General features: G+C 55.9%; 27 protein-coding genes. 13 read left to right on the top strand and 14 right to left on the bottom strand.

Annotated features, from left to right (window positions below; genetic code table 11):
* Positions 1-272 precede the first annotated feature (272 nt).
* Genes ACR0JR_RS15510 through ACR0JR_RS15520 form a run of 3 tightly spaced genes read right to left on the bottom strand, consistent with a single transcriptional unit; the run spans position 273 to position 3275 of the window.
* Positions 273-1271 carry an ABC transporter substrate-binding protein gene (locus ACR0JR_RS15510; protein ID WP_480456927.1) on the bottom strand — a complete coding sequence of 333 codons (999 nt, stop codon included), beginning with the start codon at positions 1269-1271 and terminating at the stop codon, positions 273-275.
* Positions 1250-2617 (bottom strand): sensor histidine kinase, encoded by a 1368-nt coding sequence (locus ACR0JR_RS15515; protein ID WP_010443032.1) that lies wholly within the window; start codon positions 2615-2617, stop codon positions 1250-1252. The genes ACR0JR_RS15510 and ACR0JR_RS15515 overlap by 22 nt, the downstream gene beginning before the upstream one ends.
* Positions 2607-3275 (bottom strand): response regulator transcription factor, encoded by a 669-nt coding sequence (locus ACR0JR_RS15520; protein ID WP_170542436.1) that lies wholly within the window; start codon positions 3273-3275, stop codon positions 2607-2609. Before ACR0JR_RS15520 ends, ACR0JR_RS15515 begins: the two co-directional genes overlap by 11 nt.
* Positions 3276-3384: 109 nt before the next feature.
* Between ACR0JR_RS15520 and ACR0JR_RS15525 the strand changes: the two genes are divergently transcribed.
* From ACR0JR_RS15525 to ACR0JR_RS15540, 4 genes are all read left to right on the top strand, one after another.
* Positions 3385-4365: a Bug family tripartite tricarboxylate transporter substrate binding protein gene (locus ACR0JR_RS15525; protein ID WP_170542439.1), complete on the top strand. Its 981-nt coding sequence runs from the start codon at positions 3385-3387 to the stop codon at positions 4363-4365.
* Between the two features lie 69 nt (positions 4366-4434).
* Entirely contained in the window at positions 4435-4917 is a 483-nt protein-coding gene (locus ACR0JR_RS15530) for a tripartite tricarboxylate transporter TctB family protein (protein ID WP_170471194.1), read from the top strand.
* A gap of 1 nt (position 4918) precedes the next feature.
* Positions 4919-6430 (top strand): tripartite tricarboxylate transporter permease, encoded by a 1512-nt coding sequence (locus ACR0JR_RS15535; RefSeq protein ID WP_170471192.1) that lies wholly within the window; start codon positions 4919-4921, stop codon positions 6428-6430.
* A complete protein-coding gene (locus ACR0JR_RS15540) occupies positions 6420-7607 on the top strand; it encodes a CoA transferase (protein WP_170780115.1) in 1188 nt (395 codons plus the stop codon). Before ACR0JR_RS15535 ends, ACR0JR_RS15540 begins: the two co-directional genes overlap by 11 nt.
* A gap of 199 nt (positions 7608-7806) precedes the next feature.
* Here the strand turns inward: ACR0JR_RS15540 and ACR0JR_RS15545 are convergent, their stop codons facing one another.
* The 3 genes from ACR0JR_RS15545 to ACR0JR_RS15555 are packed head-to-tail and all read right to left on the bottom strand — an operon-like array spanning position 7807 to position 11341.
* A complete protein-coding gene (locus ACR0JR_RS15545; RefSeq protein WP_480456928.1) occupies positions 7807-9294 on the bottom strand; it encodes a heme biosynthesis HemY N-terminal domain-containing protein in 1488 nt (495 codons plus the stop codon).
* A 10-nt stretch (positions 9295-9304) separates the two neighbouring features.
* A complete protein-coding gene (locus ACR0JR_RS15550) occupies positions 9305-10573 on the bottom strand; it encodes a COG4223 family protein (RefSeq protein ID WP_480456929.1) in 1269 nt (422 codons plus the stop codon).
* Positions 10574-10627: 54 nt separating this feature from the next.
* Positions 10628-11341 (bottom strand): uroporphyrinogen-III synthase, encoded by a 714-nt coding sequence (locus ACR0JR_RS15555; protein WP_480456930.1) that lies wholly within the window; start codon positions 11339-11341, stop codon positions 10628-10630.
* A gap of 97 nt (positions 11342-11438) precedes the next feature.
* Between ACR0JR_RS15555 and tsaD the strand changes: the two genes are divergently transcribed.
* Genes tsaD through ACR0JR_RS15575 form a run of 4 tightly spaced genes read left to right on the top strand, consistent with a single transcriptional unit; the run spans position 11439 to position 14188 of the window.
* On the top strand, positions 11439-12536 hold the full coding sequence (tsaD, locus tag ACR0JR_RS15560; RefSeq protein ID WP_480456931.1) for a tRNA (adenosine(37)-N6)-threonylcarbamoyltransferase complex transferase subunit TsaD: 1098 nt from the start codon (positions 11439-11441) through the stop codon (positions 12534-12536).
* Positions 12533-13495, top strand: a complete 963-nt coding sequence (locus tag ACR0JR_RS15565; RefSeq protein WP_170780110.1) for an NAD(P)H-dependent glycerol-3-phosphate dehydrogenase — start codon at positions 12533-12535, stop codon at positions 13493-13495. Before tsaD ends, ACR0JR_RS15565 begins: the two co-directional genes overlap by 4 nt.
* 1 nt (position 13496) lies before the next feature.
* Positions 13497-13766, top strand: coding sequence for a YciI family protein (locus tag ACR0JR_RS15570; RefSeq protein ID WP_480456932.1), 270 nt, complete (start codon positions 13497-13499; stop codon positions 13764-13766).
* On the top strand, positions 13766-14188 hold the full coding sequence (locus tag ACR0JR_RS15575; RefSeq protein ID WP_480456933.1) for an EVE domain-containing protein: 423 nt from the start codon (positions 13766-13768) through the stop codon (positions 14186-14188). Before ACR0JR_RS15570 ends, ACR0JR_RS15575 begins: the two co-directional genes overlap by 1 nt.
* Positions 14189-14410: 222 nt before the next feature.
* On the opposite strand, the gene ACR0JR_RS15580 is transcribed toward ACR0JR_RS15575, so the two are convergent.
* Positions 14411-14752 carry a DUF2853 family protein gene (locus ACR0JR_RS15580; RefSeq protein WP_480456934.1) on the bottom strand — a complete coding sequence of 114 codons (342 nt, stop codon included), beginning with the start codon at positions 14750-14752 and terminating at the stop codon, positions 14411-14413.
* A 191-nt stretch (positions 14753-14943) separates the two neighbouring features.
* Here ACR0JR_RS15580 and ACR0JR_RS15585 point away from each other — a divergent pair, with 191 nt between their 5' ends.
* The gene (locus ACR0JR_RS15585; RefSeq protein ID WP_010443018.1) at positions 14944-15591 is read left to right on the top strand and encodes a DUF899 family protein; all 648 of its coding nucleotides are present in this window, start codon (positions 14944-14946) and stop codon (positions 15589-15591) included.
* 4 nt (positions 15592-15595) lie between these two features.
* On the opposite strand, the gene ACR0JR_RS15590 is transcribed toward ACR0JR_RS15585, so the two are convergent.
* The 3 genes from ACR0JR_RS15590 to ACR0JR_RS15600 all read right to left on the bottom strand — a co-directional run bounded on the left by ACR0JR_RS15590 (position 15596) and on the right by ACR0JR_RS15600 (position 18165).
* Positions 15596-16345, bottom strand: coding sequence for an extensin-like domain-containing protein (locus tag ACR0JR_RS15590; RefSeq protein WP_480456935.1), 750 nt, complete (start codon positions 16343-16345; stop codon positions 15596-15598).
* A gap of 13 nt (positions 16346-16358) precedes the next feature.
* A complete protein-coding gene (ahcY, locus tag ACR0JR_RS15595; protein WP_480456936.1) occupies positions 16359-17747 on the bottom strand; it encodes an adenosylhomocysteinase in 1389 nt (462 codons plus the stop codon).
* Positions 17748-17850: 103 nt separating this feature from the next.
* Positions 17851-18165 carry a hypothetical protein gene (locus tag ACR0JR_RS15600; RefSeq protein WP_480456937.1) on the bottom strand — a complete coding sequence of 105 codons (315 nt, stop codon included), beginning with the start codon at positions 18163-18165 and terminating at the stop codon, positions 17851-17853.
* A 206-nt stretch (positions 18166-18371) separates the two neighbouring features.
* On the opposite strand from ACR0JR_RS15600, the gene ACR0JR_RS15605 reads away from it, so the two are divergent.
* The 3 genes from ACR0JR_RS15605 (at position 18372) to ACR0JR_RS15615 (ending at position 20865) form a co-directional block, all read left to right on the top strand.
* Positions 18372-18965 (top strand): HD domain-containing protein, encoded by a 594-nt coding sequence (locus ACR0JR_RS15605; RefSeq protein WP_480456938.1) that lies wholly within the window; start codon positions 18372-18374, stop codon positions 18963-18965.
* A 227-nt stretch (positions 18966-19192) separates the two neighbouring features.
* Positions 19193-19864, top strand: coding sequence for an FkbM family methyltransferase (locus tag ACR0JR_RS15610; protein WP_480456939.1), 672 nt, complete (start codon positions 19193-19195; stop codon positions 19862-19864).
* 50 nt (positions 19865-19914) lie between these two features.
* On the top strand, positions 19915-20865 hold the full coding sequence (locus ACR0JR_RS15615; protein WP_480456940.1) for a glycosyltransferase family 2 protein: 951 nt from the start codon (positions 19915-19917) through the stop codon (positions 20863-20865).
* Positions 20866-21213: 348 nt separating this feature from the next.
* Here ACR0JR_RS15615 and ACR0JR_RS15620 read toward each other — a convergent pair whose 3' ends face one another.
* The 4 genes from ACR0JR_RS15620 to ACR0JR_RS15635 form a co-directional block, all read right to left on the bottom strand.
* On the bottom strand, positions 21214-21450 hold the full coding sequence (locus ACR0JR_RS15620) for a hypothetical protein (protein WP_480456941.1): 237 nt from the start codon (positions 21448-21450) through the stop codon (positions 21214-21216).
* Between the two features lie 427 nt (positions 21451-21877).
* Positions 21878-22645 (bottom strand): sulfotransferase family 2 domain-containing protein, encoded by a 768-nt coding sequence (locus ACR0JR_RS15625; RefSeq protein WP_480456942.1) that lies wholly within the window; start codon positions 22643-22645, stop codon positions 21878-21880.
* Positions 22646-22773: 128 nt separating this feature from the next.
* Positions 22774-23328 (bottom strand): ActR/PrrA/RegA family redox response regulator transcription factor, encoded by a 555-nt coding sequence (locus ACR0JR_RS15630; protein WP_480456943.1) that lies wholly within the window; start codon positions 23326-23328, stop codon positions 22774-22776.
* An 87-nt stretch (positions 23329-23415) separates the two neighbouring features.
* The gene (locus ACR0JR_RS15635; protein ID WP_480456944.1) at positions 23416-24033 is read right to left on the bottom strand and encodes an SCO family protein; all 618 of its coding nucleotides are present in this window, start codon (positions 24031-24033) and stop codon (positions 23416-23418) included.
* Between the two features lie 89 nt (positions 24034-24122).
* Between ACR0JR_RS15635 and regB the strand changes: the two genes are divergently transcribed.
* Complete coding sequence (gene regB / locus ACR0JR_RS15640; protein WP_480456945.1) at positions 24123-25514, top strand: sensor histidine kinase RegB; 1392 nt, start codon at positions 24123-24125, stop codon at positions 25512-25514.
* The last annotated feature ends 6 nt before the right edge of the window (positions 25515-25520 follow it).

Genomic DNA, 25520 nt, shown 5'->3' on the forward strand with positions numbered 1-25520 from the left:
GTGTTACGACGTACACGCCCACAACTTGATTTGGCGCAGCAGTAATACTGAGCCTTGGTCCTAGGCATCCTCTGCGGATGTGTAGCAATTATTCATCGAGCGCCTGTGCTTAGATGCGTTATCCTGCGAGGTCGGCAAAAGTCGAAAGGCAGATGCTGTTTGGCTTGCGAATTGCGTCTTGCAGATCATATTGGCATCTTCGATACCGGCCCGCCCAATGCGACGGCAACATTGGCAAACGGAACCGATTGGTCCAATCGGCCCCTGCATCACTATTGGATAACAGCGTTTTCCCAGGCCGAGATGAACTTTCTGCGTTTCAATACGTCCAGATAGGTCAGCAGCGCAGGGTTTAGTCCGATTGCCTCCTGTGCGCTATCGGTGGATGCAGACAAGACCGGCAGAGGCGATCGCTCAGGACTTTGTGCCGTACCGTTAATCAGATAACGCACAAATGCTTCAGCAACCTCAGGTTTTTGTGTCGCCTTAGAAACCATGACCGTTCGCATCATCGTAGTCTGGAAATCAGACGGCAATATGATTTCAAGAGCACCCTCACCTTCAGTCTGAGCCGCCGCGTAGCTGCCGAGCACGTTATAGGCGACCAGAACTTTCCCGTCGGCCAGATCGCGGATCATATCGCCGGAGCAGCAATATAGCCGGACGCCCAGACCGCCCATCACCTCCATCAGGCGCCAATAGGTTTCCGACGCACGCGCATCCTGCGTGGCGAACAGATAGCCCAGCCCGGATTGCCGTACGTCATAAGTTCCAACCTTGCCTCGAAACACCTCGGGCCGTTCTCGTAGCGCTTCGATCAGGCCCTGACGCGTTTGCGGGATGGTTTGGCCTTCGAAAGCTGCGCGGTTGACCACAATGGTGGCGGGCTCGGAGGTAAAGGCAAACAGACTGTCGTGCCACTGCGCCCAAGCAGGAATGGGCATACCGTCCAGAGGCAGTGCAAACCCGTCATTGGCGAGTTTCAATTGCAGGTCCATGGCACTTGAGATGACAACGTCAAATGCATCAGGTGTTGCCCGAACGCGCTCATAGATATCGGCAGTCCCTGACACCAAATATTCGACACTAATCTGAGGGTTTCTTGCAACAAACTCTTCGATGAACGGTGCGAACAGAACGGTGTCGGTGCTCGATATGACACGCAAGGGCGTGCCCTCCGCGCCATCGTTGAACAACCGGCGATCTTCCCAGTCGTCCGCGGTTCCAACATGCGGAAGCAGCAAAAATATCAGAGCGATAAAATAACGCATGCGCCGCCCTCTGATTGATTGGTCAGAACCAGCGTGCCGCCGTGGGCTGTTGCCACGTCCTGTACAATGGTCAGCCCCAAGCCCGAACCAATGGTCCCTGTGGCGTTCTGGCCTCTCTCAAACCTGCGGGTCAACGTGTCAATCTCATCAGGTGGAAACCCCGGGCCAGAATCTTTGACGCTGATCTGGATCTGAGGCGTTGCGGTGACGTTGATTTCAACGGTGCTGTCAGGGGGTGCGTATTTCAGAGCGTTGTCGACCATGTTACGCACAGCGTTCTGCAACAGGATCGGATCACCTGAATACTGAACCGAAGCGTCACCCGTAAGAGACAACGAAAGGTCTTTCATTTCGGCGATGGGCGTCAGGCGCTGCACTAGCTCATGGGTCAAAGCAACAAGATCGAGGTCTTCTCGTTCCAGATGATCGGCCCGGAATGTGATCATGGCATGATCCAGCAATTGCCCCGCCGCCCGAGAGCTTTCGTCGATAGCCCTTACCATCGCACGCAAAGCTTCGCGGTTTTCCTTGCGTTCGACACGTTGCAAGGTCGCCTCGGCATAGGACCGGACGGTCGCCAACGGAGTACGCACCCGATGCGCCGCCTCTGCGATGAAATCCTCGGACTGGCTGAGAGATTGATCCAGCCGCCCCATCAGGGAATTCAGCGAAGACACCAGAGGGGCCATTTCCTTGGGCACCGGTTTTCGGAACGGGCTGAGGTCCTGCGGTCCGCGACGGGTCACCGAGGTGGTCAGCTTGTTCAGCTGTCCGATGGTTGCTGTTGTAACCCAAAAAGACAGCGCCGCTGTCAGCACAAAAAACCCGATCCCCAAAAAGGCCGCATTGCGTGAAATCTGATCCAGCGTTTCGGCCAATGCATCCTGCGTCTGCGCAAGCGCGACCTCGATTTCGGTCTGACGGCCCAGACCAACCAATGTGCGGCTGGCGTTGACCTGCCGAATGCGCTCACCTCGAAGCTCACCTGCACCGAAGGTCCAATTGCCATCACCCGCATCTTGGGCAAGCTGAAGATCGTCATAGCCCGATATGAATGCACCATCCTGATAGATTGCATAGAACACTCGGTCATCCGACGGGGTCGCCAGCATAGAAAACGCGGCATAGGGAATATCGATCTCGAGCTGCCCATCACGCAGCGCAGCCGCATCCAGGATCGAGGCCGCCGACGCGCCAAGGATGTTGTCCTGCCCCTGCTGCGCCACTTGCGCTGCATAATTTCGGACCGCGAAGAACAGTAGAACGGCCAATAATGCCGCGCCGCTGATCAGCGCCAGCACAAGCCGATTTCTGAGCGATCCATAAACAGCCGGACTAACCGTCATGGTCCAGCCTGTAGCCCAGCCCGCGCAACGTGGTGATTTTCAGCTCGGATTTCTCAAGGTGCTTGCGCAGTCGACCCACATAGACCTCAATCGCGTTGTCCGAGATGTTGTCGTCGTAAGAAAACAACCTGTCGGCCAGCTTCTGTTTCGAAAAAACCTGACCTGGCGCGTTTATGAACAGCTCCATCATCCGCAGCTCGCGATTGCGCAAGGATATCGTTTCTCCCCGCACGCTCAAATGGCCTGCGACAGGGTCAAACACGATCCCGCCGACCTCGATCCTTGATTTGGCAATCCCTGATTTGCGCCGCAAGACGGCCCGGCAACGGGCTTCTAGCTCGGCGTGATCAAAGGGCTTGGTTACATAGTCATCCGCCCCCAGATCGAGCGATCCGATTCGATCCGAAACCTGACTGCGCGCGGTCAAAACGATAACTGGCGTATCCGGATCACGGGCCCGATGACGCTGCAAGAAGTCCCGGCCATCTCCATCGGGCAGCATGATATCCAGCAGGATCAGATCATATTCCTCGATCTCAGCATAGGCCGTTGCATCGTCCAATTTCTCTGCATGATCAACGACATGACCATCCAGGCGCATGCGGGCACACATCGCATTTGCAAGATCCAGATTATCTTCGACCAGAAGGAATTTCATGAGGGCTGGGGCGCTTCCTAACGCGTGACAGGTTGATGTCAGGTTCGTGTGGTTAAACTTCAGAATAATCTGAGCCGCCCCGCGGCCGGATGTCAAATGGGAGGACATCATGACAACATTCAAACTGGGCCGTCGTGCCCTGATCGCAGCCGTTGCTGCCGTTGGTCTAACCGGACCTGCATTGGCGCAAGACCAGGTCGTGGACAGCATCCACTTTCTGATCCCCGGTGGCGCCGGCGGCGGTTGGGACGGAACCGCACGCGGAACTGGCGAGGCCCTGACCAATGCAGGTCTTGTGGGCACGGCGTCCTACGAGAACATGTCAGGCGGCGGTGGCGGTAAAGCCATCGGTTATCTGATCGAAAATGCCGAAAGCAATCACGGAACGCTGATGGTCAATTCGACACCCATCGTAATCCGGTCTCTGACGGGCGTGTTCCCGCATAACTTCCGCGACTTGACTTTGGTATCGGGCACCATCGGTGACTATGCGGCAATCGTTGTTGGCAAGGACAGCCCGATCAACTCTATGGCAGACCTACTGGCAGCCTATGACGCCGATCCAGGTGCCACCGCCATTGGCGGCGGCTCGGTTCCGGGCGGCATGGACCATCTGGTGGCAGCCATGGTGATGGAAGCAGCCGGCAAAGATGCGCTGGGCGTCAAATACATCCCTTACGATGCAGGCGGTAAGGCCATGGCGGCACTGCTGTCTGGCGAAATCGCAGCCTTGTCGACTGGCTTCTCGGAAGCTGTCGATCTGGCCAATCAGGGTGAGGTGAAGATCATCGGCGTTACCTCTGAGGAGCGCGTAGACGCGGCACCCGATGCCCAGACGATGAAAGAACAGGGCATCGATACCACCTTCGTCAACTGGCGTGGTTTCTTTGCGGCACCCGGACTGCCCGAAGACAAGCTGGCAGCCTATCAGGACGCCATCACAAAAATGTATGACACACCTGAATGGGAAGAAGTACGCGCGCGCAACGGTTGGGTGAACATCCACAACTCGGGCGACGACTTCTCGGCTTTCCTTGAAGATCAAGAAAAGCAGATCAGCGATCTGATGAAGAAACTGGGCTTCCTCTAAAGGCGGCTTCGGCAGAGCGGTCCTCCGCTCTGCCCCCAAACTCACAACAATAATACGGGAGGGGACACCATGGCGCTGGATCGCTGGATCGCGCTTGTTCTGCTGGGGATTTGTCTAACCTATGGCTATGCAGCCTGGTTCACGATGGACGGCAGCCTGCCCCCTTTCATGCAAAGGAACCCGATATGGCCCAGCACCTTCCCCAAGGTCCTGTCCATACTGGGGATAATCGCTTGCACAATCATCCTTCTGGGCTTTGAGAAAAGTGAAATAAAAGAGGCGGATATCGACTACCGCCGCCTTGGCGAATACCACCTTGGGCAGGCGATTTCGCTGCTGGTTCTGATGGTCGTCTACGCCCTATGTCTGCGCCCCGTCGGATTTCTGATCGCGACATCGGGCTTTTTGATTATTGGTTCGTACATTCTGGGTGAACGCAAATGGCATATCATGGTGCCTGTGGCCCTGATCGCAACCGGATCGGTCTGGTATCTGGTTCAGGAAGTACTTGGAATTTACATGCGCCCACTGCCCGGCGTTTTCGGAGGCTGACATGCTTGAAGGACTTCTGATCGGTCTGCAAACGGCCTTTTCGCTTCAAAACCTACTGATGGTCATCGCGGGGTGCCTGATCGGTACATTCATCGGCATGTTGCCCGGGTTGGGGCCAATGTCGATCATCGCGATCATGATCCCGGTCGCAATTTCGATGGGAGACCCATCCGCTGCTCTGATCCTTCTCGCGGGCGTCTACTATGGCGCGATTTTCGGTGGCTCAACTTCATCCATCCTGCTGAACGCGCCGGGGGTCGCGGGCACAGTGGCGTCAAGCTTTGATGGCTATCCTATGGCGCGACAAGGCAAAGCCGGTAAAGCGCTGACCATTGCTGCGATCGCAAGTTTCGCAGGAGGTACGATCGGGGCAATCTTGTTGATGGTATTCGCCCCGGCGCTGTCTTCCGTCGCGCTGTTGTTTCATTCCGCCGAATATTTTGCGCTGATGGTCGTTGGCTTGTCAGCCATTGCGGCATTTGCCGGTTCAGGTCAGGTGGCAAAGGCGCTGATCATGACCATTCTCGGCCTGATCATGGCCACCGTTGGAGAGGGTGCGCTGTTCAACCTGCCGCGCTTCACCATGGGCATCATGGACCTGCAATCCGGCTTTGGCTTCATCACGCTGGCCATGGCGATGTTTGCCTTGCCCGAGGCGCTTTTCCTCGTCCTCAAGCCCAAGAATCTGCAAGGCGATGATGGTGAAATCAAAGATCTGCGCATCACCAAAGACGAGGCAAAAGCCATCGCGCCGGTTATTGGACGCCAATCGACTCAGGGCTTTTTCATCGGGGTCCTGCCGGGCGCGGGTGCGACTATTGCGAGCTTCCTTGGCTATGCGGTCGAGCGCAACATCGCGCCAAAAAATGAGCAGGAAGAGTTTGGAAAAGGCTCTATTAAAGGGCTTGCGGCACCTGAGGCGGCAAACAACGCGGCCTGTACCGGTTCGTTTGTGCCGCTGCTGACATTGGGCATTCCCGGATCGGGCACGACCGCAATTCTGCTAGGCGCGCTGATCGCGCTGAACGTCACACCCGGCCCGCGTCTGATGATCGACGAGCCGCAGATCTTCTGGGCGGTTATAATGTCGATGTTCATCGGTAACCTCGTCCTGCTGATCCTGAACCTGCCACTGATCCCCTATATCGCCAAAGTGCTGGCCGTTCCGCGCAACTATCTGATCCCGTTCATTCTGTTCTTCACCTTGATGGGTGCATATATCGGCCAGAACAACGCCACCGAACTGTTGATATTGGTCGGTTTCGGGGTCTGCGCGACAGCTCTTAAGTTCGCGGATTATCCACTCGCTCCCCTGCTGATTGGCTTTATCCTTGGTGGAATGATGGAGGACAACTTCGCACGCTCCATGCAGCTTTACGATGGTATCGGGTTTATCTGGGAGCGCCCGATGACGCTGGCGCTACTGGTCGTCGCCGTGCTGTTGGTGCTGCTGCCCAGCTACCGCGCCCGCCGAGCACGGGCACGGGCAGCAGGGATCGCCGATGGCGACTGAGCCACTCTCAGGGGTCCGCGTCCTTGACCTGACCAATGTTCTTGCAGGCCCCTATTGTTGCTATCAACTTGCCCTGATGGGCGCCGAAGTCATCAAAGTTGAACGCCCCGGCAGCGGGGACCTGGCCCGCGTGCTGGGCGCGGATCCTGAACGCAACAAGGCCGGAATGGGCATCAGCTTTCTGGCTCAAAACGCCGATAAAAAGTCTGTTACGCTGGACATGAAGGCCGAGCAGGGTAAGGCGCTACTCAAAAGGCTGGTTCAAACCGCCGACGTTCTAGTTGAGAATTTCCGCCCAGGTGTCATGGATCGACTGGGGTTGGGTTATGAGGTTCTGCGCAACGAAAATCCCGACCTGATCTATTGCGCGATCAGCGGATTCGGTCAGGACGGACCGAGGCGTGACGATCCCGCATATGACCAGATTGTTCAGGGTATCAGCGGTGTCATGTCGATCACGGGCGCTCCCGATACGGCACCTTACCGGGTCGGCTATCCTCTGGCAGATACTGTGGGTGGATTGACCGCAGCCTTTGCTATCAGCGCGGCCTTGAACGCCAGTCCGCGCGGCGCATTTCTGGACGTTGCAATGACCGAGGCCGTTGTCTCGACAATGGGTTGGGTCGTGTCGAACTATCTCTTGGGGGGCGTGCAGCCAGGTGCCCATGGCAACGAAAACACCACCTCGGCCCCGTCCGGTACATTCGCCACGTCCGACGGTCCGATCAACATCGCGGCCAATCGGGATGAGCAATGGCAGGCCCTGGCAAAACATCTAAACCGAGACGATTTGCTGACCCACCCCAACTATCAGACCCGTGAGGACCGCAAACAAAACCGGCATGCCCTTCGGCAAGAACTCGAACGTGTGTTGAGTACCCGTCCGGCCGAAGATTGGGTTCGCGAATTGAATGCGCTCGGCGTACCGACGGGGCAAGTTTTTACAGTGCCTGAGACTTTGTCAGACAAACAACTGGATGGGAGGGGATTGATAGCGAGCCTGTCAGTTCACGGTGAAAACATGCGCCTCGCAGGCAGTCCGATAGTCATGGATGGCGAACGGAGAACTCCCCAAACGGCCCCGCCTACCCTTGGTGCCGATAACGCTGCGATCTGGACCGAGCTTGGCTTATCTGACGCAGAAATCGACGCACTAAAACAAGAAGGGATCATATGAATGACGTCACCGATCGGGGTAGGCGGCCTGTATTGCCATGGAACCCGTGCCGATCGGCTGAGCTGCCAAACGATTGAAAGCCTGGTTGGGACTGTTGGCGTCGCAGAAATGACTGATAGTACGTAGTAGCAAAGAATCCGCCACGCCTGATTACAGCTCAGAGCTTGCTAATAAACAGCTCTAACGAATTATCGAACCATTAGGCCCGTTTCTCTTGCTCGATTTCGACGGGCTCGGCGTTTACTTCAATCACTTCTTCCACCTCTGGATCGTCGACTTCTGGTTCTTCCTCGGCTTCCGATTGATCCTCAAGCGCTCCGACGATCAGCGGCAACATGTGCACTCCTGTCGCACTGGCGATTTCAGGCGTCTGCGGTGTCTGCCAACTGAGTGTGTCGAAGCTGCCGCAGTTCTGGCAGACCGGGGCCCATTCGGGCTGAATATCGTGGCAATTGTCGCAGACCCATTGCGGCCCGCGCGGTGCGTTCAACGCCTTGGCCAGCCAACCCTGAACCACTGCGTCCGAGGCACCTTCGCCCCGTTCAATCGCAGCCATCAGCGTATAGGCCCTGGCATCCCCCTGCTTTTCAACCACATCGCCCAGCGCGCGGCGCGCTTCGGGGAAGTCTTCGGCTACGATGTTGAGCTCGGCCAGGATCAAGCGGGTCTCCATGTTCTCCGGGTGAATCCGAGTCAGCGCCGTGAACCGCTTGACGCGTTGATCGGGGGTTTCATCCGGCGCAATCTCAGCAAAGGCATGGGCCAGATCGGGATGAGGCTGAACCTCCCATGCCTTTTTGATTATTTTGGTTGCCGCGCGTGGTTTGCCCTTTTTGATATAGGCCCGCGCGGCCATAGCAGCTGCCGGGACCAGATCGGGCGACAGGCGGTTTGCCTCAATCGCGTGTTCCTGCTGTTCGACCGTTGCCGTATCATCCAGCAGCACCTTGGCCTCGGATAAGGCCAAAACCGCATCGCGCCGCTTGAACACATCACGCGGCAAATACCCGGCCTTCAGCTTTGACGTCAGCGTGGAGCGCGCGCCTGCCCAATCTTGCGCCCTGGTCTGCAGGTTCAGCAGCACATCCTGCGTCTCTTCGTGCCGGGGCTTCAAGGCCAGAGCCTTCTCGGCCAGCTTGCGTGCGGTTTCATCGTCACCTTCAGCCAGTTTCTGCTTCATGATCCCGCGCACGCCGACAAATCGTGTGGCGTTGTTGGTGACCAGCTTCTTGTAGGTCTCGGATGCTTTCTTGGTATCGCCGGTCATCTCAGCGGCCTGTGCCACCAGCAGATTGGTCAGTTCCGGCTTGTTCAGCAGCTTCTCGGCCTTGTTGGCCTTGGTCATCGCCACGCGCCCCTCACCCGAGGCCAGCGCCATCAGCCCGTCCGCCAGCGCCTGATATCCGCGCTTTTCCCGACTGCGGTCGAAATACCGCGACAGGGCGGTTTCATCACCGTTGAGGAATTTCAACGTCGCGATCAGTAGCGTCAGCAGTTTGAAGAACAACCAGACCGCAAACACCAGCACACCCAGCGCGATCACCGATTGCAGCGGACCAAGCGTGTATTCCGTGCCCGCGACGGTGATCTGCACCCCGCCGGATGATTCCATCAGGAACCCTGCACCCATGGCCAGCAGGCCGATAATCGCAACAAAAACAAGGATCTTTAACAATGACCACAGCATGGCAGGTCCTTCAGTTCGAGTTCAGGCTTGAAGCAAGCGTATTTGCGGCCTCGACGGCAGAGACCCGCGTCTGCGCCGCCTGCTCCCAGTCCGCCAATGCGGTCTGCGCCGCTTCGGGCAGTGATTTCAGTTCGGTCAGCGCCTTTGAGACATCACCATCCGCCAACGCCGCCTGAGCGCGCGACAGGACTGCGTCCGGGTCGTCCCCCTCTTGCGGTGTCACCGACCGCGCGCCCGTCTGGCGCTGCAGGAAGGCAACCAAGCCGGTCCCCTTGTTGGCATCGCGTGCATCGGCGAGCGCAGTGCGCGCAGCAGGGGCAAACGTCGAGCGCAAGGCTGAGAGCGTCTCAACCCCGTCCGTCGCTGACGCAGCTAAGGCATCGGGTACATCGACCCCACCGGCCTTCAACTCAGCAACCAGTTCTTCATAGGGCTGACCAGCGTCCAGTTGACCATGCAGACGCGACAGGATTGCAGCATTGGTCGCCGCGCGTGCCTCGGCTGAGGCCTTCGCCTCAAGCGCCTGCGCGTCCGAGACCATCTTTTCCACTTCGCTGCGCTGCGCGGCCAAGGAGTCCTGCAGTTTCTTCAACTCGGCCTCAAAGGCTGCCGTCGCCTCGGGCGAGACATTTGCCTCAAGCGGTTGTTTCTCAAGCGCTGTCAGGCGTTCCTCTAGCGGGTTGAACTTACCAGTCAGGCCTTCGACACTGGTCTTTACTGAGTTCAAATCACTTTCGACCGGCGATAGCTTGTCTGACAAAGCCTTGATCTGATCCGACAGGCCCGAGACATCCGGCCCGTCAGCCAGAGATTTGGTCAGTTGGGCAATCTGATCGGATTGTTCCGTCAACTTCTTCTCAAGCGCGGAAATCGCGTCCGAGCTATCTGCCCCACCAGACAAAAACCCGCCACTGCCCACGGCAAACCCGATTCCAGCGGCAACAACGCCACCCAGCAGCGCCGGAACGAAACCGCCACGCTTTTCGACGGTGCGTTCGATTACTTTCTCTTCTGCAGGTGCAACTTCTTCGACAAGCTCAGAAGCGGCTTCGGCTTCGGCTTCGGCTTCGGCTTCGGCTTCGGCTTCGGCTTCGGCTTCGGCTTCGGCTTCGGCTTCGGCTTCGGCTTCGGCTTCGGAAGTCAGCTCGTCTGCAGCGTCGTCCGCGTCAACGGATTTCTGATCCGAGACGGCATCACTTTTGGTCTCGGCGGGTTCTGCCACCTCTTCGACGCTGGGGTCTTCGACCGGCTCCTGATCGGGTTTCTTCTTATCAGCCACCGCGTTAATCCCCTTATCGATTCCCAAAACACATGAACAACAGACTAACCCAAGTTAATCTGCACCCGGCGCGCTCTCAACCCGCATCACGTGTTTCACGAGTTTTTTCACGGCTTTCTGCATTTTGTCCGGGGTCGGTTCATCCGCGATCTTCAGCCGCTCGAAACTCAGTGTTTTAAGGGGTTCCGCCGTGGCTTCGCTAATCGCGGCCAGCCACAGAGGCGCAGATCCGGCCCAGACATCGGCAAATTGTCGCGCTGTGCGGGGCGAAAATATCGGGGCGATGATGGGCTGATCACCCTCGGCGGCCCGTGACGCCTCATCACTCAGCGGCAAAAGCTGTTGCCGGTAAATCGGTTGTTCTCGGGTGGTCAAGCCGGATTCAGTTAGACGCCCGGCCACGTTGCCACGGCTGTGTTCTCCGCGCAGATGAAGCAGTGGGCTGCGTGGCTTGAGTTTCAGTAGATTGGCCACCAGCGCTTCGGCCGTCGCACCCAGCATCTGCGCGTCCCATCCCGCGTTCTGCGCGGCCTGCGTGGTCGCCGGACCGACGCAATAGGCGGGCAGGCTGCGATCCACATTTAATAGGGCAGCGGCGTTCACACCATTTGCCGAGGAAAAGATCAGCCCAGCAGTATCACCGAACTCAACCGCGACCTCCAACGGTTCGATCCTTAACAAGGGTGAATGGATAACCGCGACTTGCGACCGAATGTGGTCCGGCAGTTGCGCAACGAACCTGTCCGAGGCGGCGCGAGGGCGGGTCATCAACAAATACAACGGTCGGCGCCTTCGGCCTTGGGATTGTTTGCATCCGCGCGGGGTGATACCCCGCTTGGCAATCATGATGCAACGGATCAGGCCTATGGTGCAAACACTTACCGTCCTCGGACTGGAAAGCAGCTGCGACGATACCGCTGCCGCCGTGGTGCGGCAGGGCACAGGCGCGCGCGCCGAGATCCTGTCATCCGTGGTACATGGCCAGACCGAGTTGCACAGCGCCTATGGCGGTGTTGTGCCCGAGATCGCAGCGCGCGCGCATGCCGAGAAGCTGGATATTTGCGTCAAACAGGCTCTAACACAGGCCGAAGTTGGCTTGCGTGATCTGGATGCAATCGCCGTGACAGCCGGGCCGGGCCTGATCGGCGGCGTGATGTCCGGCGTGATGTGCGCAAAGGGTCTGAGTGCGGCGACCGGGTTGCCGCTGATCGGGGTGAACCATCTGGCCGGACACGCGCTGACGCCACGCCTGACCGACGGAATTGCCTTTCCCTACCTGATGCTGCTGGTCTCAGGCGGCCACTGCCAATACCTGATCGCGCATGGACCCGAGCATTTCACCCGTCTCGGCGGCACAATCGATGATGCCCCCGGAGAAGCCTTTGACAAGTCCGCCCGTCTGCTGGGTCTGCCGCAGCCCGGCGGCCCCTCGGTCGAGGCCGAGGCCTGTACGGGCGATCCCAAACGTTTCCGCTTTCCGCGCCCGCTGCTGGATCGCCCCGGATGTGACCTGTCGTTCTCGGGGCTCAAGACTGCGCTGATGCGGATGCGGGATCAGATCGTGGCCGAAAAAGGCGGTCTGACGCGACAGGATCGCGCCGATCTGTGCGCCGGATTTCAGCAGGCGATCGTCGATACTCTGGCCGAGAAGACCCGCCGCGCAATTGCGCTGTATCTTGAGGCTTCTCCGTCGGAACCGGTTATTGCCGCTGCCGGTGGGGTTGCTGCAAATACTGCCATTCGTGCTGCATTAGAGACTGTTTCTGCGGAAACGGGCGCCCGATTTACCGCCCCTCCCATGGCTTTATGCACCGACAATGCCGCCATGATTGCCTATGCAGGAATAGAAAGATTCCGCACCGGTGCGCGGGATGGCTTGGACCTGATGGCACGACCCCGCTGGCCCTTGGATCAAACCAGCCCATCGATGCTAGGTGGCGGCAAGAAAGGAGCCAAAGCATGAGCGTTTCAGTTCTTGGATCAGGTGCCTTTGGAACCGCTTTAGCCATATCATTGGCGGGAAACGGCCCCGTTACGCTTTGGTCGCGGAACCCCGATCAGGCAAGCCAAATGCAGCAATCGCGAGAGAATGTCGATCGCCTGCCGGGCGTCACGCTGCCAGCCAACATCACGGTGACTGCCGAGATTGAACAGGCGGTGCGGTCCGATGTACTGCTGCTTGCGGTGCCAATGCAAAAACTACGTGATGCCCTGAATCTTCACGCAGCACGGCTGAGCGGGAAGGTTCTGATTGCCTGTTGTAAGGGGATCGAATTGTCCACGGGTTTGGGTCCTGTCGCCGTCATCCGTCAAACAGTGCCGGACGCCCAACCGGCCCTGCTGACCGGGCCCAGTTTTGCCGACGACATCGCGCGCGGTTTGCCCACGGCGCTAACCCTGGCTTGTGCGGATGCCGAACTGGGTGAGGCGCTTCAGCAAGAGCTGAAAACCACCAACCTGCGTCTTTATCGAACCGCCGATGCCGTCGGGGCAGAACTGGGTGGCGCGCTAAAGAATGTGATGGCTATTGGTTGCGGCGCGGCCATTGGGGCAGGCCTTGGCGACAGCGCCCGCGCTGCATTGATCACGCGCGGATTTGCCGAGATGCAGCGCTTTGCCGCGCTGCGCGGGGCCCAACCGGATACGCTTATGGGGCTGTCAGGGTTGGGCGATCTGGTATTGACCTGCTCGTCCGAATTATCTCGAAATTATCGTTTTGGCCTGTGTTTGGGTCAAAAGAAACCGTTTGACAGCACAACAACTGTCGAAGGCGTCGCCACCGCGCTGGCCATGTCTGAGATCGCCGCAAGTGAAGGACTGGATATGCCGATCAGCGCAACGGTGGCGAAACTCAGCAGCGGTGCATACAGTGTCACCGACGCGATTCAGGCGCTGCTGGGTCGCCCACTCAAGGAGGAATAATATGCTCATCGCCCTGATCGCCCGTGACAAAGCCGGAGCCCTGCAAGCCCGGCTGGACAACCGCGCGGCACATTTGGCCTATATCGATGACACTGGTGTGGTGGCGCAGGCCGGGCCGTTGCTGGAAGGCGATGCGATGATCGGATCGCTGGTCATTCTGGATGTCGATGACCTGGCCGCAGCTGAGGCCTGGGCCGCAAATGATCCCTATGCGCTGGCCGGGCTGTTCGACTCGGTCGAGTTGATCCCGTGGAAAAAGGTGATCGGCTGATGGCGTATTGGCTGTTCAAATCCGAACCCTCGACCTGGAGCTGGGATCAGCAAGTCGCCAAAGGAAATGCAGGCGAGGAATGGGACGGGGTCCGCAATTATCAGGCCCGTAATTTCATGCGTCAGATGCAGATCGGTGATCGGGGGTTCTTCTACCATTCGCAAAAGGACAAGGCGATTGTTGGCATTGTCGAGGTCTGCGCCGAGGCCCATTCCGACAGCACCACCGATGATGAGCGCTGGGAATGCGTGGATATCAAGGCCGTCCGGCCATTTGCCACCCCTGTCACGCTGGATCAGATCAAGGCAGATGAACGTCTGGCTGAAATGGTTCTGGTCAAGAACTCGCGCCTGTCGGTGCAGCCGGTCAGCGATGCAGAATGGCAGGTGATCTGCGGATTGGGCCAGACCAAGGCGGATTGAATGGAAAGGGAAGGTCCTGACGGATGCAGAACCTTCCCTACCCCGCGTGCTCCCAAACTCACCACACGCATATGGAAATCTATTGGTTCTGACCGTCCTGGTCATGACCTGACCTTAGCCGATTTCAGAACTACGCTTCAAACGCCAAGTGTTTAGAGTTTCATTCAAATACAGAACACCCGTCGGCAGGACCGACGGGTGCTAAGCTGGTTTCAGGCTAGATCAGCTATAAACCGATTCTTTGCTGAAATGCTTGGTCAGCATGTAATAAACCACAGCGCGGTATTTATTGCGCTCGGACATGCCATAGGTTTCCATGGCCTTGTTGATCGCTTCCATCAGCTCGGGACCATCCGACAGGCCCAGCTTTTTGATCAGGAAGTTGTTCTTGACCGTCTCAAGCTCACCTTCCTGGCTGGCTGCCACTGTCGACGCATCCGCGTCATAGATCGCCGGACCGCAACCGATGGTGACCTTGGTCAGCAGGTCCATATCGGGGTCCATCCCGCATTTGCCTTTCAGATCTTCAGCGTATTTGGCGATCAATTCGTCGCGTTTGCCCATGTCCCAGTCTCCTTAATCCATTGTCACGGAATTTTTTGCCGATGCGGAAGAGACTAGCCTCGTCGGCGGAATTCCCAAAAGGGAAAAATCACAAGGTTTCCCCCTAGGCTGAACTTTGCAGGACTACTCGATTTGATTTTTCCAGATTTATTATTTAACATTTTTGTTAATTATGATTCCCGGAGGTCCTCATGCCCGTTTCTCTGCCCAACGAAACCACCGAATACCGATCCGCACGTAACGCACTCCTTTCTGCCGAACGAGACCTGAGAGCCAAGGTTGAAGAGGTCGCGGCCTTGCGCCGCTCTCTTCCAACCGGGGGCAAAATCCCTGGTGATTATGCGTTCCGAGATCTGGCAGGCAAAGGCGCACCGATGTCCTCGCTGTTTGGCGACAAAGAAACGCTGATCATTTATTCACTGATGTACGGACCTGATGCGGAACGCCCCTGCCCTATGTGTTCTGCTTTTCTGGATGGACTAAACTCTCAGATCCACCATCTCATACAGAACGCCTCGGTTGCCGTGGTGGCGCAGAACACGCCTGAAAAACTCTCGGCGCTCAAGGATGAGATGGGTTGGAATGCGCTGCCGCTCTTTTCTGCACTGGGGACGAATTACCAGAGCGACTATCTGGCCCAGACCGAAGGGGGCGATCAGCTTCCCATCCTGAATGTCTTTCAACGGCTCCCTGATGGCATTCATCACTTCTGGAGTTCCGAGCTGTTCTTTGAACCCAGCGACTGGCATCCCCGGCATGTGGATGCAGCGTGGCCTTTGTGGAATGTGTTGGATTTCACACCACAGGGCCGCGGAGATTTCATTCCTTCATTGCGCTGAGGTACTATCGGCAGTAGCCCCAGCCAGGCCCCTGCAGGTGAAAGTGATCGGCATGCAAGCGGTTGTAGTCAGGGCCAAGGACCACGCGGAACCAATCACAGGCTCCGCGCCCGATCTGACGCAGGAAATCGGCCTCGGGGCCGTCAGTGCCCCAGTCAGACAGCAGGTTCAAGCTGCGCCCATCCGAGAGGTCCAGCCCGACGATATCGATCGCGTCTGCAGTGGCGTGGCTGCTCCAACCATTGTCTTGTCCTTGCGCGGTGCGCATCCGGCGGCAATTATAGCTGCCAATCTGGCGCAATCGGCTGACTGCGGTACCTAATACCTTCTCTGCGGCAGGCTGCACCACATGATGCTCCCACATGGCAAGCCGTAAGGTGGTGGCGCACCGGGTCTCAATCGCCGCGATCCGTGCTTTCACCAAGTTGGTCAATCGGCCCCGCCCCGCAATCCCACAGTTCTCGTCCACGACCAGATCTTCCATCGGTTCAAACTGTACCCCAGCCTCAGCCAGAGCGGCGCTGCACATGACGTCATCCGCCAGTGCTCGGTTCAGTTGATAGGCTGTCACCGGGGTGACCGGGGCCGTCACGGTCAGATCACGCAGAGGGTTCCAGTGCGGGGGTACAGGCGTATCGGGATGGGCAAGCAGCCACCAAACGCCTCCGCCCAACACGATCAACAGAGTTAAGAGGCCAAAAAGAAAAGACGCCGCCGAAAGCAGGATTCGGCGGCGTCTGGAAAGCTTGGTCATGCCTCTTTCGTACTTAGTAGCGGTAGTGTTCCGGCTTGTAGGGGCCTTCGGGTTTCACCCCGATATAGGCCGCCTGATCGCTATCCATCTGGGTCAGCTTCACGCCGATGCGGTCCAGATGCAGACGAGCGACTTTTTCATCCAAATGCTTGGGCAGGATGTAGACTTCGTTCTTGTACTCATCGCCCTTGGTGAACAGTTCGATTTGCGCCAGAACCTGGTTGGTGAACGAAGCCGACATCACGAAAGAGGGGTGCCCGGTGGCATTGCCGAGGTTCAGCAAGCGGCCTTCGGACAGCAGGATGATGCGGTTGCCCGAAGGCATCTCGATCATATCAACCTGTTCCTTGATGTTGGTCCATTTGTGATTCTTGAGGCTGGCCACCTGAATTTCATTGTCGAAGTGGCCGATGTTGCCGACGATGGCCATGTCCTTCATCGCGCGCATATGCTCGATGCGGATCACGTCCTTGTTGCCGGTGGTGGTGATGAAGATATCCGCGCTGGCAACTTCGTCTTCCAGCAGGGTGACTTCAAACCCGTCCATTGCAGCCTGCAGAGCACATATCGGGTCGACTTCGGTCACCTTCACACGGGCACCTGCACCACGCAACGAAGCCGCCGAGCCTTTGCCCACGTCGCCATAGCCACAGACAACGGCAACCTTACCGGCCATCATGGTGTCGGTGGCGCGGCGGATGCCATCGACCAGCGATTCCTTGCAGCCATATTTGTTGTCGAATTTCGACTTGGTAACGCTGTCGTTCACGTTGATTGCCGGGAACGGCAGGTGGCCATCTTTCACCAGCTGATACAGGCGGTTCACACCGGTGGTGGTTTCCTCGGACACGCCTTGAATCTGATCGCGCATCTTGGTGAACCAGCCAGGGCTGGCCGCCATACGTTTGGCGATCTGCTTCTTGATGACCTCTTCTTCTTCCGATCCTGGAACAGGGATGATGTCTTCGCCTGCCTCGGCGCGGGCGCCCAGCAGGATGTACAATGTCGCGTCGCCGCCATCATCCAGGATCATGTTCGGGCCGTCTTCGAACAGGAAGGATTTGTCCAGATAATCCCAATGCTCTTCCAGCGTCTGGCCTTTGATCGCGAAGACGGGAATGCCGGCTTCGGCAATCGCTGCCGCCGCGTGATCCTGCGTCGAGAAGATGTTGCACGACGCCCAGCGTACATCCGCACCCAACGCCACCAGCGTTTCGATCAGAACGGCGGTTTGGATGGTCATATGCAGCGAACCGACGATCCGCGCGCCTTTCAGCGGCTTGCTTTCGCCATATTCGGCGCGCAGGGACATCAGCCCCGGCATTTCCGTTTCAGCGATATCCAGTTCCTTGCGGCCAAATCCGGCCAGCGAAATGTCTTTGACGATATAGTCCCCGGCCATCAGGTGCTCCATTCCGGTAAATCTTGATCCGGGCTGCCCCTAGCATTCCTTGGGACAGGTGGCAATGTGGATGGCCGGAAACGGGAAGTCTGGTGACAAAATATCAGCTTGGCGTACCCTCGACTTTGATTTTGGGGATCGCTTCAAAAAAATCAGTGCCAACGGCGACAATACAACTCATGCCGTTCGCCTGGGTCACCAGAACGGTATAACTTCCCGTTTCCTTTGAGGTCCAAACCTCCATGACCGTCTGCCCTCCACGTGATTTCTGCAAGCCGCCAAAGGCTAATTCCTCGGCGTAATTATCTTGCAGCTTGGTAATCACGTGCTCGCGTTCTGCACAATTTTGGGCAAAAGCGGGCGGTGCAGTGGCGGCCATTCCAAAGGTCAGGGCGGTTGCAAGTAAACGCTTGAACATAACAAGCTCCTTTCGATACGTGTTTCGTTTCGAGAGGGCGCAACTGGGAGGAGTCAGCACCCCCCTCAGTCCTTTATGTCGGGATCGTATCGCGCAGATTCAAAGCACGAATGCTCAAGAAAATGTTGGCAGCATGTGATCCAGACAGATACATCATACCACAAGAACGCGAATTGAACGTGTCCCAGTTCACAAGGCATGGCAAAATGGCAACACAACCCAGAGCGTGGCAAAGAATGCTGTCGGGCCGCAGGCTGGATCTGCTGGACCCGACCCCGGTTGATATCGAGATCGAAGATATCGCGCACGGGCTGGCCTTCGTAGCACGCTGGAACGGTCAGACCAACGGGGATTTCGCCTATTCCGTGGCCGAACATTCCTTGCTGGTGGAGCAGCTTTTTGGCCGCATCGCACCAAATGCACCAACAAAATGGCGGTTAGCGGCACTGTTACACGACGCGCCCGAATATGTGATCGGAGACATGATTTCCCCGGTCAAATCTGCGGTCGGCCCGGATTATGGTGCGCTTGACGACCGGTTGGCAGCTGCAATCCATATCCGTTTCGGGTTGCCTGCCGCGGTGCCGCAAACGGTTAAGCGCCAGATTAAGAAAGCCGACAAGATCAGCGCCTGGATGGAAGCGACACAAATCGCGGGCTTTTCAGATGCTGAGGCGACAAAATTCTTCGGTCGCCCTGACAAAGCGATTCTGGAGGGGCTGCAGATCAAGCTGCGCCCTCCCATCGAGGTAAGAGAAGCATATACCACACGGCATCAGGAGTTGCTGGACAGCCTCTAAGTCACCGATAGATTGGAGTTGCGGCCTGTGCTAATTTGCCATCAAAACAAGGCTATAGCCGGGCACAGGTTCTAATGAGCGATGCAGACAGTCAGGTATCGGTACCGAAGGCACGATTGGATTATGCCAACGCCTGCTTACGTGAGGCCTACAACCTCACAGGCCGCGGACGGGTGCGCAATCTGATCCGAAAATCACTACTGCCACAGATGGTCACCTACCGAAACTTGAACATCCATCTGCATCCCTATGACAATTTCAGTGAGTTTGTACTCTGGCGAAAAGGTCGATCTCCGGAAGAGCTTGAGTTGAATTGGCTGAGAGAGACTTTTGAGGGGAAAACACTCAAGGTCTTGGATATTGGCGCTAATTTTGGTCTCTACTCGTTGTTCTTTGCGTCAATCCTCGGCCCAGACTCTCAGATTTTTGCATTCGAGCCAAACCCTGCGCTGGCGGATCGCTTGTCTATGAACTGTGCGTTGAACGGTTTCGGCAACGTCGATCTGAACACGTTCGCCATCTCGGACGAATCTGGCAACGCTGCGCTTTCGATAGAGCTTCGCGGCGATACGGCCACCAATCTGGGTGAAGGGCGATTGACGAATGACATGGCACGCGTGGACAAGTCAAAATACCAACTCATTCAAGTGCAAACCCGAACACTGTTGGAGTTAAAACATCTATATGGAGCGGACTTTATTAAGCTGGATGTTGAAGGGCACGAGCCGCGCATCCTCACGCCCTTCCTTGCGGCTGCCGACGACGTCGCGCTCCCGTGCTATTTACAACTGGAAACTGCCAATCTCGGTACAGGTGCGAAAAGCCTGTTTGCTGCTCTGGCAGCTCGTGGATATGAAAATGCCTTTCAAACCCAGCGTAATATCATCTTCAGAAGGTAGGCTGTGCATCAAGGATCACCGACCATAAACAAGCTTAGGGTCAAACCGGCATGAATGTTGGGTTGTTTTCCTGTGCAAAGAATGAAGGGCCATTCATTCTTGAGTGGGTCGCTTATCATCTGCTGATCGGGTTCGATCCGATCCTGATCTACAGCAACGATTCAACCGACGGTACGACCGAACTGCTTGATATACTTGATAAAAACGGGGTTGTTTCTCATGTTTTACAAGATCTGAATCCGGGCGATATCCCCCAACATGAGGCCGCTGACAAAGCCTATTTGCATCCATCGCTCATTTATGCCGATTGGTTGATGTGGCTCGATAGTGACGAATTCCTCTACTGTTCAGGTCCTAACAATCAAGTCACAGATCTGATCAGTCGCTGTCATGAAATAGCGGAAGGTATCGCGGTGAACTGGCTGATTTTCGGAGACGGGCATCATGCGACCTGGGAGTCCGGACTGATCACCCAGCGCTTTCTGAGACGCGCCGAGAATGGCCATCGCCTGCATCAACGCTATAAGACGCTGTTTCAGACCTCCGAAAAGATACGCGGGTTCGGTATTCATCGACCCCATTTATTTAAAGGGTTTCAGCAAGACGGGGGGCAATTCGTCAATGCATCCGGGCATCCCATGCATGACGATATTTATCGCTCTGGCGTGCGTCGGCGACACGCATTTGGGGCCGCGCCCAAAAATCTGATCTCGCACGATTGGGCAGCCGTTTTTCACTACCCGGTGAAAACACGCGACAGTTTCGAGCTAAAGCGCCTACGGGGTCAGGGCACTAAACCAATTGATGCACCTGACCGGTACAGCCGGTTTCGTGAACAGTATTGGAAGAAATACAATCAAAACAGTATCGTGGATGACAGAATGCTAGCGATGGGCGAAAAGCTGCAAGCGAAAGTGGACGCGTTATTGGCAATTCCCAATGTCTCGCACGCGCACTCACATTGTCTCAAGGTTTATGCGCAGAGTATCCTGGAGCGATAACAACTTCCCACGCCTTGATTTGCAAAGCGGCATAAAGATCGGAAAATTCCAACATAGCCTGAGTGATCGGGTAACTTACTCGAAAAAAAATCAGTTCTCGAATTGAGGCACCCAAGACTACAAGGTCTCCGAATTTGAAACCATAGTTATGGGTGGGCGATCTAGTATTGCGCCTGTTGGGGATTTGGGGCCGGTTTTGACCGCTGGCTCGACTACGCAACGATCTTTAAGAACGGCATCGGCAATTATCGTTACAGATGTAGAATTGCTCTGTTGCCCGCCGGATGGCATCACCTTCGGCGGACAAACATACACCCTTTACCAAAGTCTGTAGCCTCGATCGACCACTTAGCCTAAGTCGAAGATATCTGTTGGCAAAATGGCTGCAGGAATCTCAATATCAGCCATTGCTTCCTCAGGAAGAGTAAGATCCGGCAAATCCGGCGCTTCAATGGGGAACACATGCTCAGGAAGCTCGGGCATACCGGCATCTGCGGGTGGTCCCACTTCGGGAAAATCGATGCCTAATTCGGAGAGCTTCTCGATCGCTTTCAGCGAAGGGTTTGGTCTCATGTCCGGTTTCATATCGCTTGATCCTCTGTACGGTTTGCCTGACCTGCCTCTTACTTGACGGCATTGTTGCAACTGCAGCACAGTGATGATGCCACAGAGAATCTAAACACGGTTTGAACACATTGTTCATGCTGTGTTAACTTTGTTCAACATAGGTCAACAATGCTTTTGCCGCGAGGTGCATGCGGCTTAATCCAGACTAAACGATTAAATTAATTTCATAGTTTTTACGGGCTGTGTTTGTCAAATATCGCTTCAATTTCCTACGATGCATGTTCAGGTAGCGGACCCCTTCCGAAACATATGTGCCCACATCCGATACACACACCCTGAGTATCGTTCGAACAAAAAACAACTCTTGGTCTCCAAGGCAACTTAGAGCTTAGTAAAATTTACTTTTTACAGCGAATTTGGATCAAACGGCCAATATCTCTTAGCGTCAGCTAAACCGTGTTTTTACGTTTTCGAACATCTCAAAATCCATTGAGAACGCAGATTCAAGGTTCATATGATCAGTTCTCGTCAAGCTCTGTATGGCGTCTTTGGAAGAAGAAGAGTGTCCTAATGTGCTGCGGGTATCCTGCATCTCAGTTTGGTTTCCAAAAATCTCATAAGAGATATGCTCCAGCGCCGTATTCAGATCGTCAACGCAACCAATAAAATCGAAATCGATGAAATCAAAACTGATTTCTTTGCGTTGCGGACGCCAGTGACGGTTCAAGTCACGTGCAGTTTCGTCATGCGCAATGATGTCGAGAAAGTCTGACAATCCGAGATCGCCATCTGGTTCTCTACCAACATGCCGCAGAAACTTCTCTTTTTGACCTGGAGTTTTTAATAGATATCCAAAAAAAGCACTGAGAGTGCGCGCGGTCGGGTGACGAACGACCGAGAAGCAAAACCGCGTTCTTTCTTCTAGCGCTTCAATTGCTGACGGGACATCCAACGCCTTCCTTCCAGTCTTGATCAGCGATTTTGGCGGATTGTGTATGCTTTTCATATCAATCTGCATTGAACCACCTGCCTGCGCATTCAACCTGTGCAGCAAAGTGGCAATAACCGTTGAACAGGCGCATTTATGATTTTTCATATACAGAAATGTACGCACCGGCGGATCAAACGTCGGCATATGAACGGTTTGCAAAAAATGCCTTTGATGGTGGTAGTTTTTGAGAATATCTGAGGCACTGAGCGCGTTCGATTTCATCAAGATATTCCCTTACACCGAGTTTTCGACCTAGTTAGTTTCAACTACTGAAAGATACCTGGAGCTTCCGAGAAACGCAGTTGCTCTGCGATATACCTCAGGATTTGCAAATTTACCTATGAGAAGAACTATCGTGGGCTGCGCTTCGCCAAAATCCGCTGCAACGTCCTGCGGTGCATGTTCAGGCGGCGCGCTGTTTCCGAGACATTGCGATCACACAGCTCATACACACGCTGGATATGTTCCCATCGAACACGGTCGGCACTCATGGGGTTTTCCGGCGGCGGGGGCATTTCGTCACCCTTTGCCAACAATGCGTTGGTGATATCAGTCGCGTCGGCGGGTTTGGACAGATAATCGGTCGCGCCAATCTTGACCGCTGCGACTGCAGTGGCGATGGCTCCGTACCCAGTCAGAACCACAACCCGGCTGTCCGGGCGCTTTTCACGCAGAACTTCGACCACATCAAGCCCGTTGCCATCCTCAAGCCGCAGATCAACCACAGCATATGCGGGTGGTCGTGCGGTCGATATGGCGCGACCCGCTGCGACAGAGCCTGCGGTCTCAACGTCGAATCCACGTTTTTCCATGGCTTTGGCCAGACGTCTCAGAAACGGCTCGTCATCATCTACCAGAAGCAGCGATTTATCGGGGCCGATTTCAAGCTGGGAACTGTCTGCCATATGTGGGTCTTTCCGCTATTTCACGCTTTTTGGCTTTAACATGAGTAATAGCAGCGCCATTCCAAAGGTCAAACCGACTGTTGCGCGTTAGATCTTGTCAAGGAAACAACCAACCTTATCCGCCATCTGTTCGGCGGTATCATCACGCTTGAAGAATTCAAGGAAACCGTCCTCGGGCGTGACCAAGTATGTGAAAGTCGAGTGATCGACCAAGTAGTACTCATCGCTTTTGTCATGCGCTTTGTAGTAGGTTTTGTAGGCCTTGCTCGCGGCTTTGACCTGTTCGGGTGAGCCAGTCAAGGCGATCATACGTTCATGCAGGTTGAACGCGTAATCATCCAATACTTCGGGCGTATCACGGTCAGGGTCAATTGAAATAAACAAGGGCGTCACCGACTGTCCGCGTTCGGCAAGCAGGTCAATCGCTTCGGCATTGCGGGACATGTCGAAAGGGCAGACATCGGGGCAGAACGTATATCCGAAATAGATCAACGTTGGTTCGGTGATCACATCCGAGTCTGTCACCGTTGCTCCCTTGCTGTTGACCAGCTCGAACGGTCCACCAATCGCGGCGCTGCCGCCCGCGATCTGGCTTGAACGGCACTGGGCAAACTTGTCATCCGAACCACCGCGTGTCAGCAGCCACATTGCACCCAGACCAACGGCCAGAACTACAGTTGCGAGTATGGCATAAAGACGGAGCATGACGGCTATCCTGAGACGAAGGTTGTTGATCGGTTCGGTCGGCACTCCTATCAACGTTGTGGGCCGACGCAATAGGACATAATCGACAGATGACGGATTCCAACACCAGCCTTTGGCGCGGGCAAGAACGCAGCACCTGGATCAGGTTGCGGACACTGATCCTATTGCGATGGGTGGCCATCATTGGCCAGTTCACGGCGATCACAGTCGCACAACAATACTATCATGTGCAGCTCGAGCTTGGCCTGTGTTACTTTGCCATCGGCGTCTCCGTCATGGGCAATCTGACAGCGATCCTGCTTTTCCCCGAAAACAAGCGCCTGTCCGAGTTCGAGAACTTTCTGATGGTGCTGTTCGACCTGCTGCAACTGTCGATACTGCTCTATCTGACTGGCGGGCTTAACAATCCTTTTGCGCTACTGTTGATCGGGCCGGTGACGATTTCAGCCAATGTGATGAGCACCCGCTCGACCCTGATCATCGGCAGCGTTGCGGTGATCCTGACAACATTGCTGGCGCAGTTTCATCTGCCGCTGCGTACCAATCTGGGCCTTGTTTTGGATATCCCCGACATATTGTTGTTCGGAAATTGGGCCGCAATCATCATCGCCATTGTATTCATCGGCGCCTATTCCCATCGTATCAGCTCAGAAGTGCAGTCGATGTCCGAAGCGCTGTCGGCTACGCATATGGCACTGGCGCGCGAACAAAAGCTCACCGATCTTGGCGGTGTCGTCGCGGCCGCTGCGCATGAGCTGGGCACACCTTTGGCCACAATCAAGCTGGCCAGTTCTGAATTGATCGAAGAACTGGACGATCGCCCCGAACTGAAAGAAGACGCGGCTTTGATCCGTGAGCAGGCCGACCGTTGCCGCGATATATTGCGTGACATGGGACGGGCCGGAAAAGATGACCTTCACCTCCGGCAGGCCCCTTTGTCGACGGTGATCCACGAATCCGCAGAACCGCATATCAACCGGGGCAAGCAAGTGCATTTCGAAGAGAAGCCGGTTGCCGACGGCGATGTTCAGCAACCCTCAATTCTGCGCAAGCCCGAGATCATTCACGGATTGCGCAATTTAATCCAGAATGCTGTGGATTTTGCACGGGCAAATGTGTGGATCGAGGCTGAATGGACCTCGGATCAGATCAGCGTCTCGATAATGGATGACGGTCGCGGATACCCCTCACACATTATCGGACGAATTGGCGATCCGTTCATGCGCCGCCGTCGGGCCGACCGCAGCAGCCGGCCCGAATATGAAGGCATGGGGCTTGGATTGTTCATTGCCAAAACCCTGCTCGAGCGCAGCGGAGCCGAGCTTTACTTTGCCAATGGCGCAGACCCGTACCAGACATTGACAGATCAGCAGGAACGCAAAGGGGCAATCGTCAAGGTTATCTGGCCGCGCAAACTGATTGATGCACAAACAGGCGACACACCAGTCCCCTCGGGCGCAAACCAACCCTTCCAGATCTAAGTTAAG

The sequence above is a fragment of the Ruegeria sp. AA3 genome, from assembly GCF_056542905.1.

Bases quoted from the DNA above. Each gene is read 5' to 3' on its own strand.
- ACR0JR_RS15620 (WP_480456941.1), bottom strand. From the start codon at position 21,450: ATGAAACCGGACATGAGACCAAACCCTTCGCTGAAAGCGATCGAGAAG.
- tsaD (WP_480456931.1), top strand. From the start codon at position 11,439: ATGGTGCAAACACTTACCGTCCTCGGACTGGAAAGCAGCTGCGACGAT.
- ACR0JR_RS15525 (WP_170542439.1), top strand. From the start codon at position 3,385: ATGACAACATTCAAACTGGGCCGTCGTGCCCTGATCGCAGCCGTTGCT.
- regB (WP_480456945.1), top strand. From the start codon at position 24,123: ATGACGGATTCCAACACCAGCCTTTGGCGCGGGCAAGAACGCAGCACC.
- ACR0JR_RS15605 (WP_480456938.1), top strand. From the start codon at position 18,372: ATGGCAACACAACCCAGAGCGTGGCAAAGAATGCTGTCGGGCCGCAGG.
- ACR0JR_RS15630 (WP_480456943.1), bottom strand. From the start codon at position 23,328: ATGGCAGACAGTTCCCAGCTTGAAATCGGCCCCGATAAATCGCTGCTT.
- ACR0JR_RS15600 (WP_480456937.1), bottom strand. From the start codon at position 18,165: ATGTTCAAGCGTTTACTTGCAACCGCCCTGACCTTTGGAATGGCCGCC.
- ACR0JR_RS15585 (WP_010443018.1), top strand. From the start codon at position 14,944: ATGCCCGTTTCTCTGCCCAACGAAACCACCGAATACCGATCCGCACGT.
- ACR0JR_RS15575 (WP_480456933.1), top strand. From the start codon at position 13,766: ATGGCGTATTGGCTGTTCAAATCCGAACCCTCGACCTGGAGCTGGGAT.
- ACR0JR_RS15540 (WP_170780115.1), top strand. From the start codon at position 6,420: ATGGCGACTGAGCCACTCTCAGGGGTCCGCGTCCTTGACCTGACCAAT.
- ACR0JR_RS15635 (WP_480456944.1), bottom strand. From the start codon at position 24,033: ATGCTCCGTCTTTATGCCATACTCGCAACTGTAGTTCTGGCCGTTGGT.
- ACR0JR_RS15530 (WP_170471194.1), top strand. From the start codon at position 4,435: ATGGCGCTGGATCGCTGGATCGCGCTTGTTCTGCTGGGGATTTGTCTA.
- ACR0JR_RS15545 (WP_480456928.1), bottom strand. From the start codon at position 9,294: ATGCTGTGGTCATTGTTAAAGATCCTTGTTTTTGTTGCGATTATCGGC.
- ACR0JR_RS15535 (WP_170471192.1), top strand. From the start codon at position 4,919: ATGCTTGAAGGACTTCTGATCGGTCTGCAAACGGCCTTTTCGCTTCAA.
- ACR0JR_RS15520 (WP_170542436.1), bottom strand. From the start codon at position 3,275: ATGAAATTCCTTCTGGTCGAAGATAATCTGGATCTTGCAAATGCGATG.
- ACR0JR_RS15570 (WP_480456932.1), top strand. From the start codon at position 13,497: ATGCTCATCGCCCTGATCGCCCGTGACAAAGCCGGAGCCCTGCAAGCC.
- ACR0JR_RS15565 (WP_170780110.1), top strand. From the start codon at position 12,533: ATGAGCGTTTCAGTTCTTGGATCAGGTGCCTTTGGAACCGCTTTAGCC.
- ahcY (WP_480456936.1), bottom strand. From the start codon at position 17,747: ATGGCCGGGGACTATATCGTCAAAGACATTTCGCTGGCCGGATTTGGC.
- ACR0JR_RS15555 (WP_480456930.1), bottom strand. From the start codon at position 11,341: ATGACCCGCCCTCGCGCCGCCTCGGACAGGTTCGTTGCGCAACTGCCG.
- ACR0JR_RS15515 (WP_010443032.1), bottom strand. From the start codon at position 2,617: ATGACGGTTAGTCCGGCTGTTTATGGATCGCTCAGAAATCGGCTTGTG.
- ACR0JR_RS15615 (WP_480456940.1), top strand. From the start codon at position 19,915: ATGAATGTTGGGTTGTTTTCCTGTGCAAAGAATGAAGGGCCATTCATT.
- ACR0JR_RS15580 (WP_480456934.1), bottom strand. From the start codon at position 14,752: ATGGGCAAACGCGACGAATTGATCGCCAAATACGCTGAAGATCTGAAA.
- ACR0JR_RS15510 (WP_480456927.1), bottom strand. From the start codon at position 1,271: ATGCGTTATTTTATCGCTCTGATATTTTTGCTGCTTCCGCATGTTGGA.
- ACR0JR_RS15590 (WP_480456935.1), bottom strand. From the start codon at position 16,345: ATGACCAAGCTTTCCAGACGCCGCCGAATCCTGCTTTCGGCGGCGTCT.
- ACR0JR_RS15625 (WP_480456942.1), bottom strand. From the start codon at position 22,645: ATGAAATCGAACGCGCTCAGTGCCTCAGATATTCTCAAAAACTACCAC.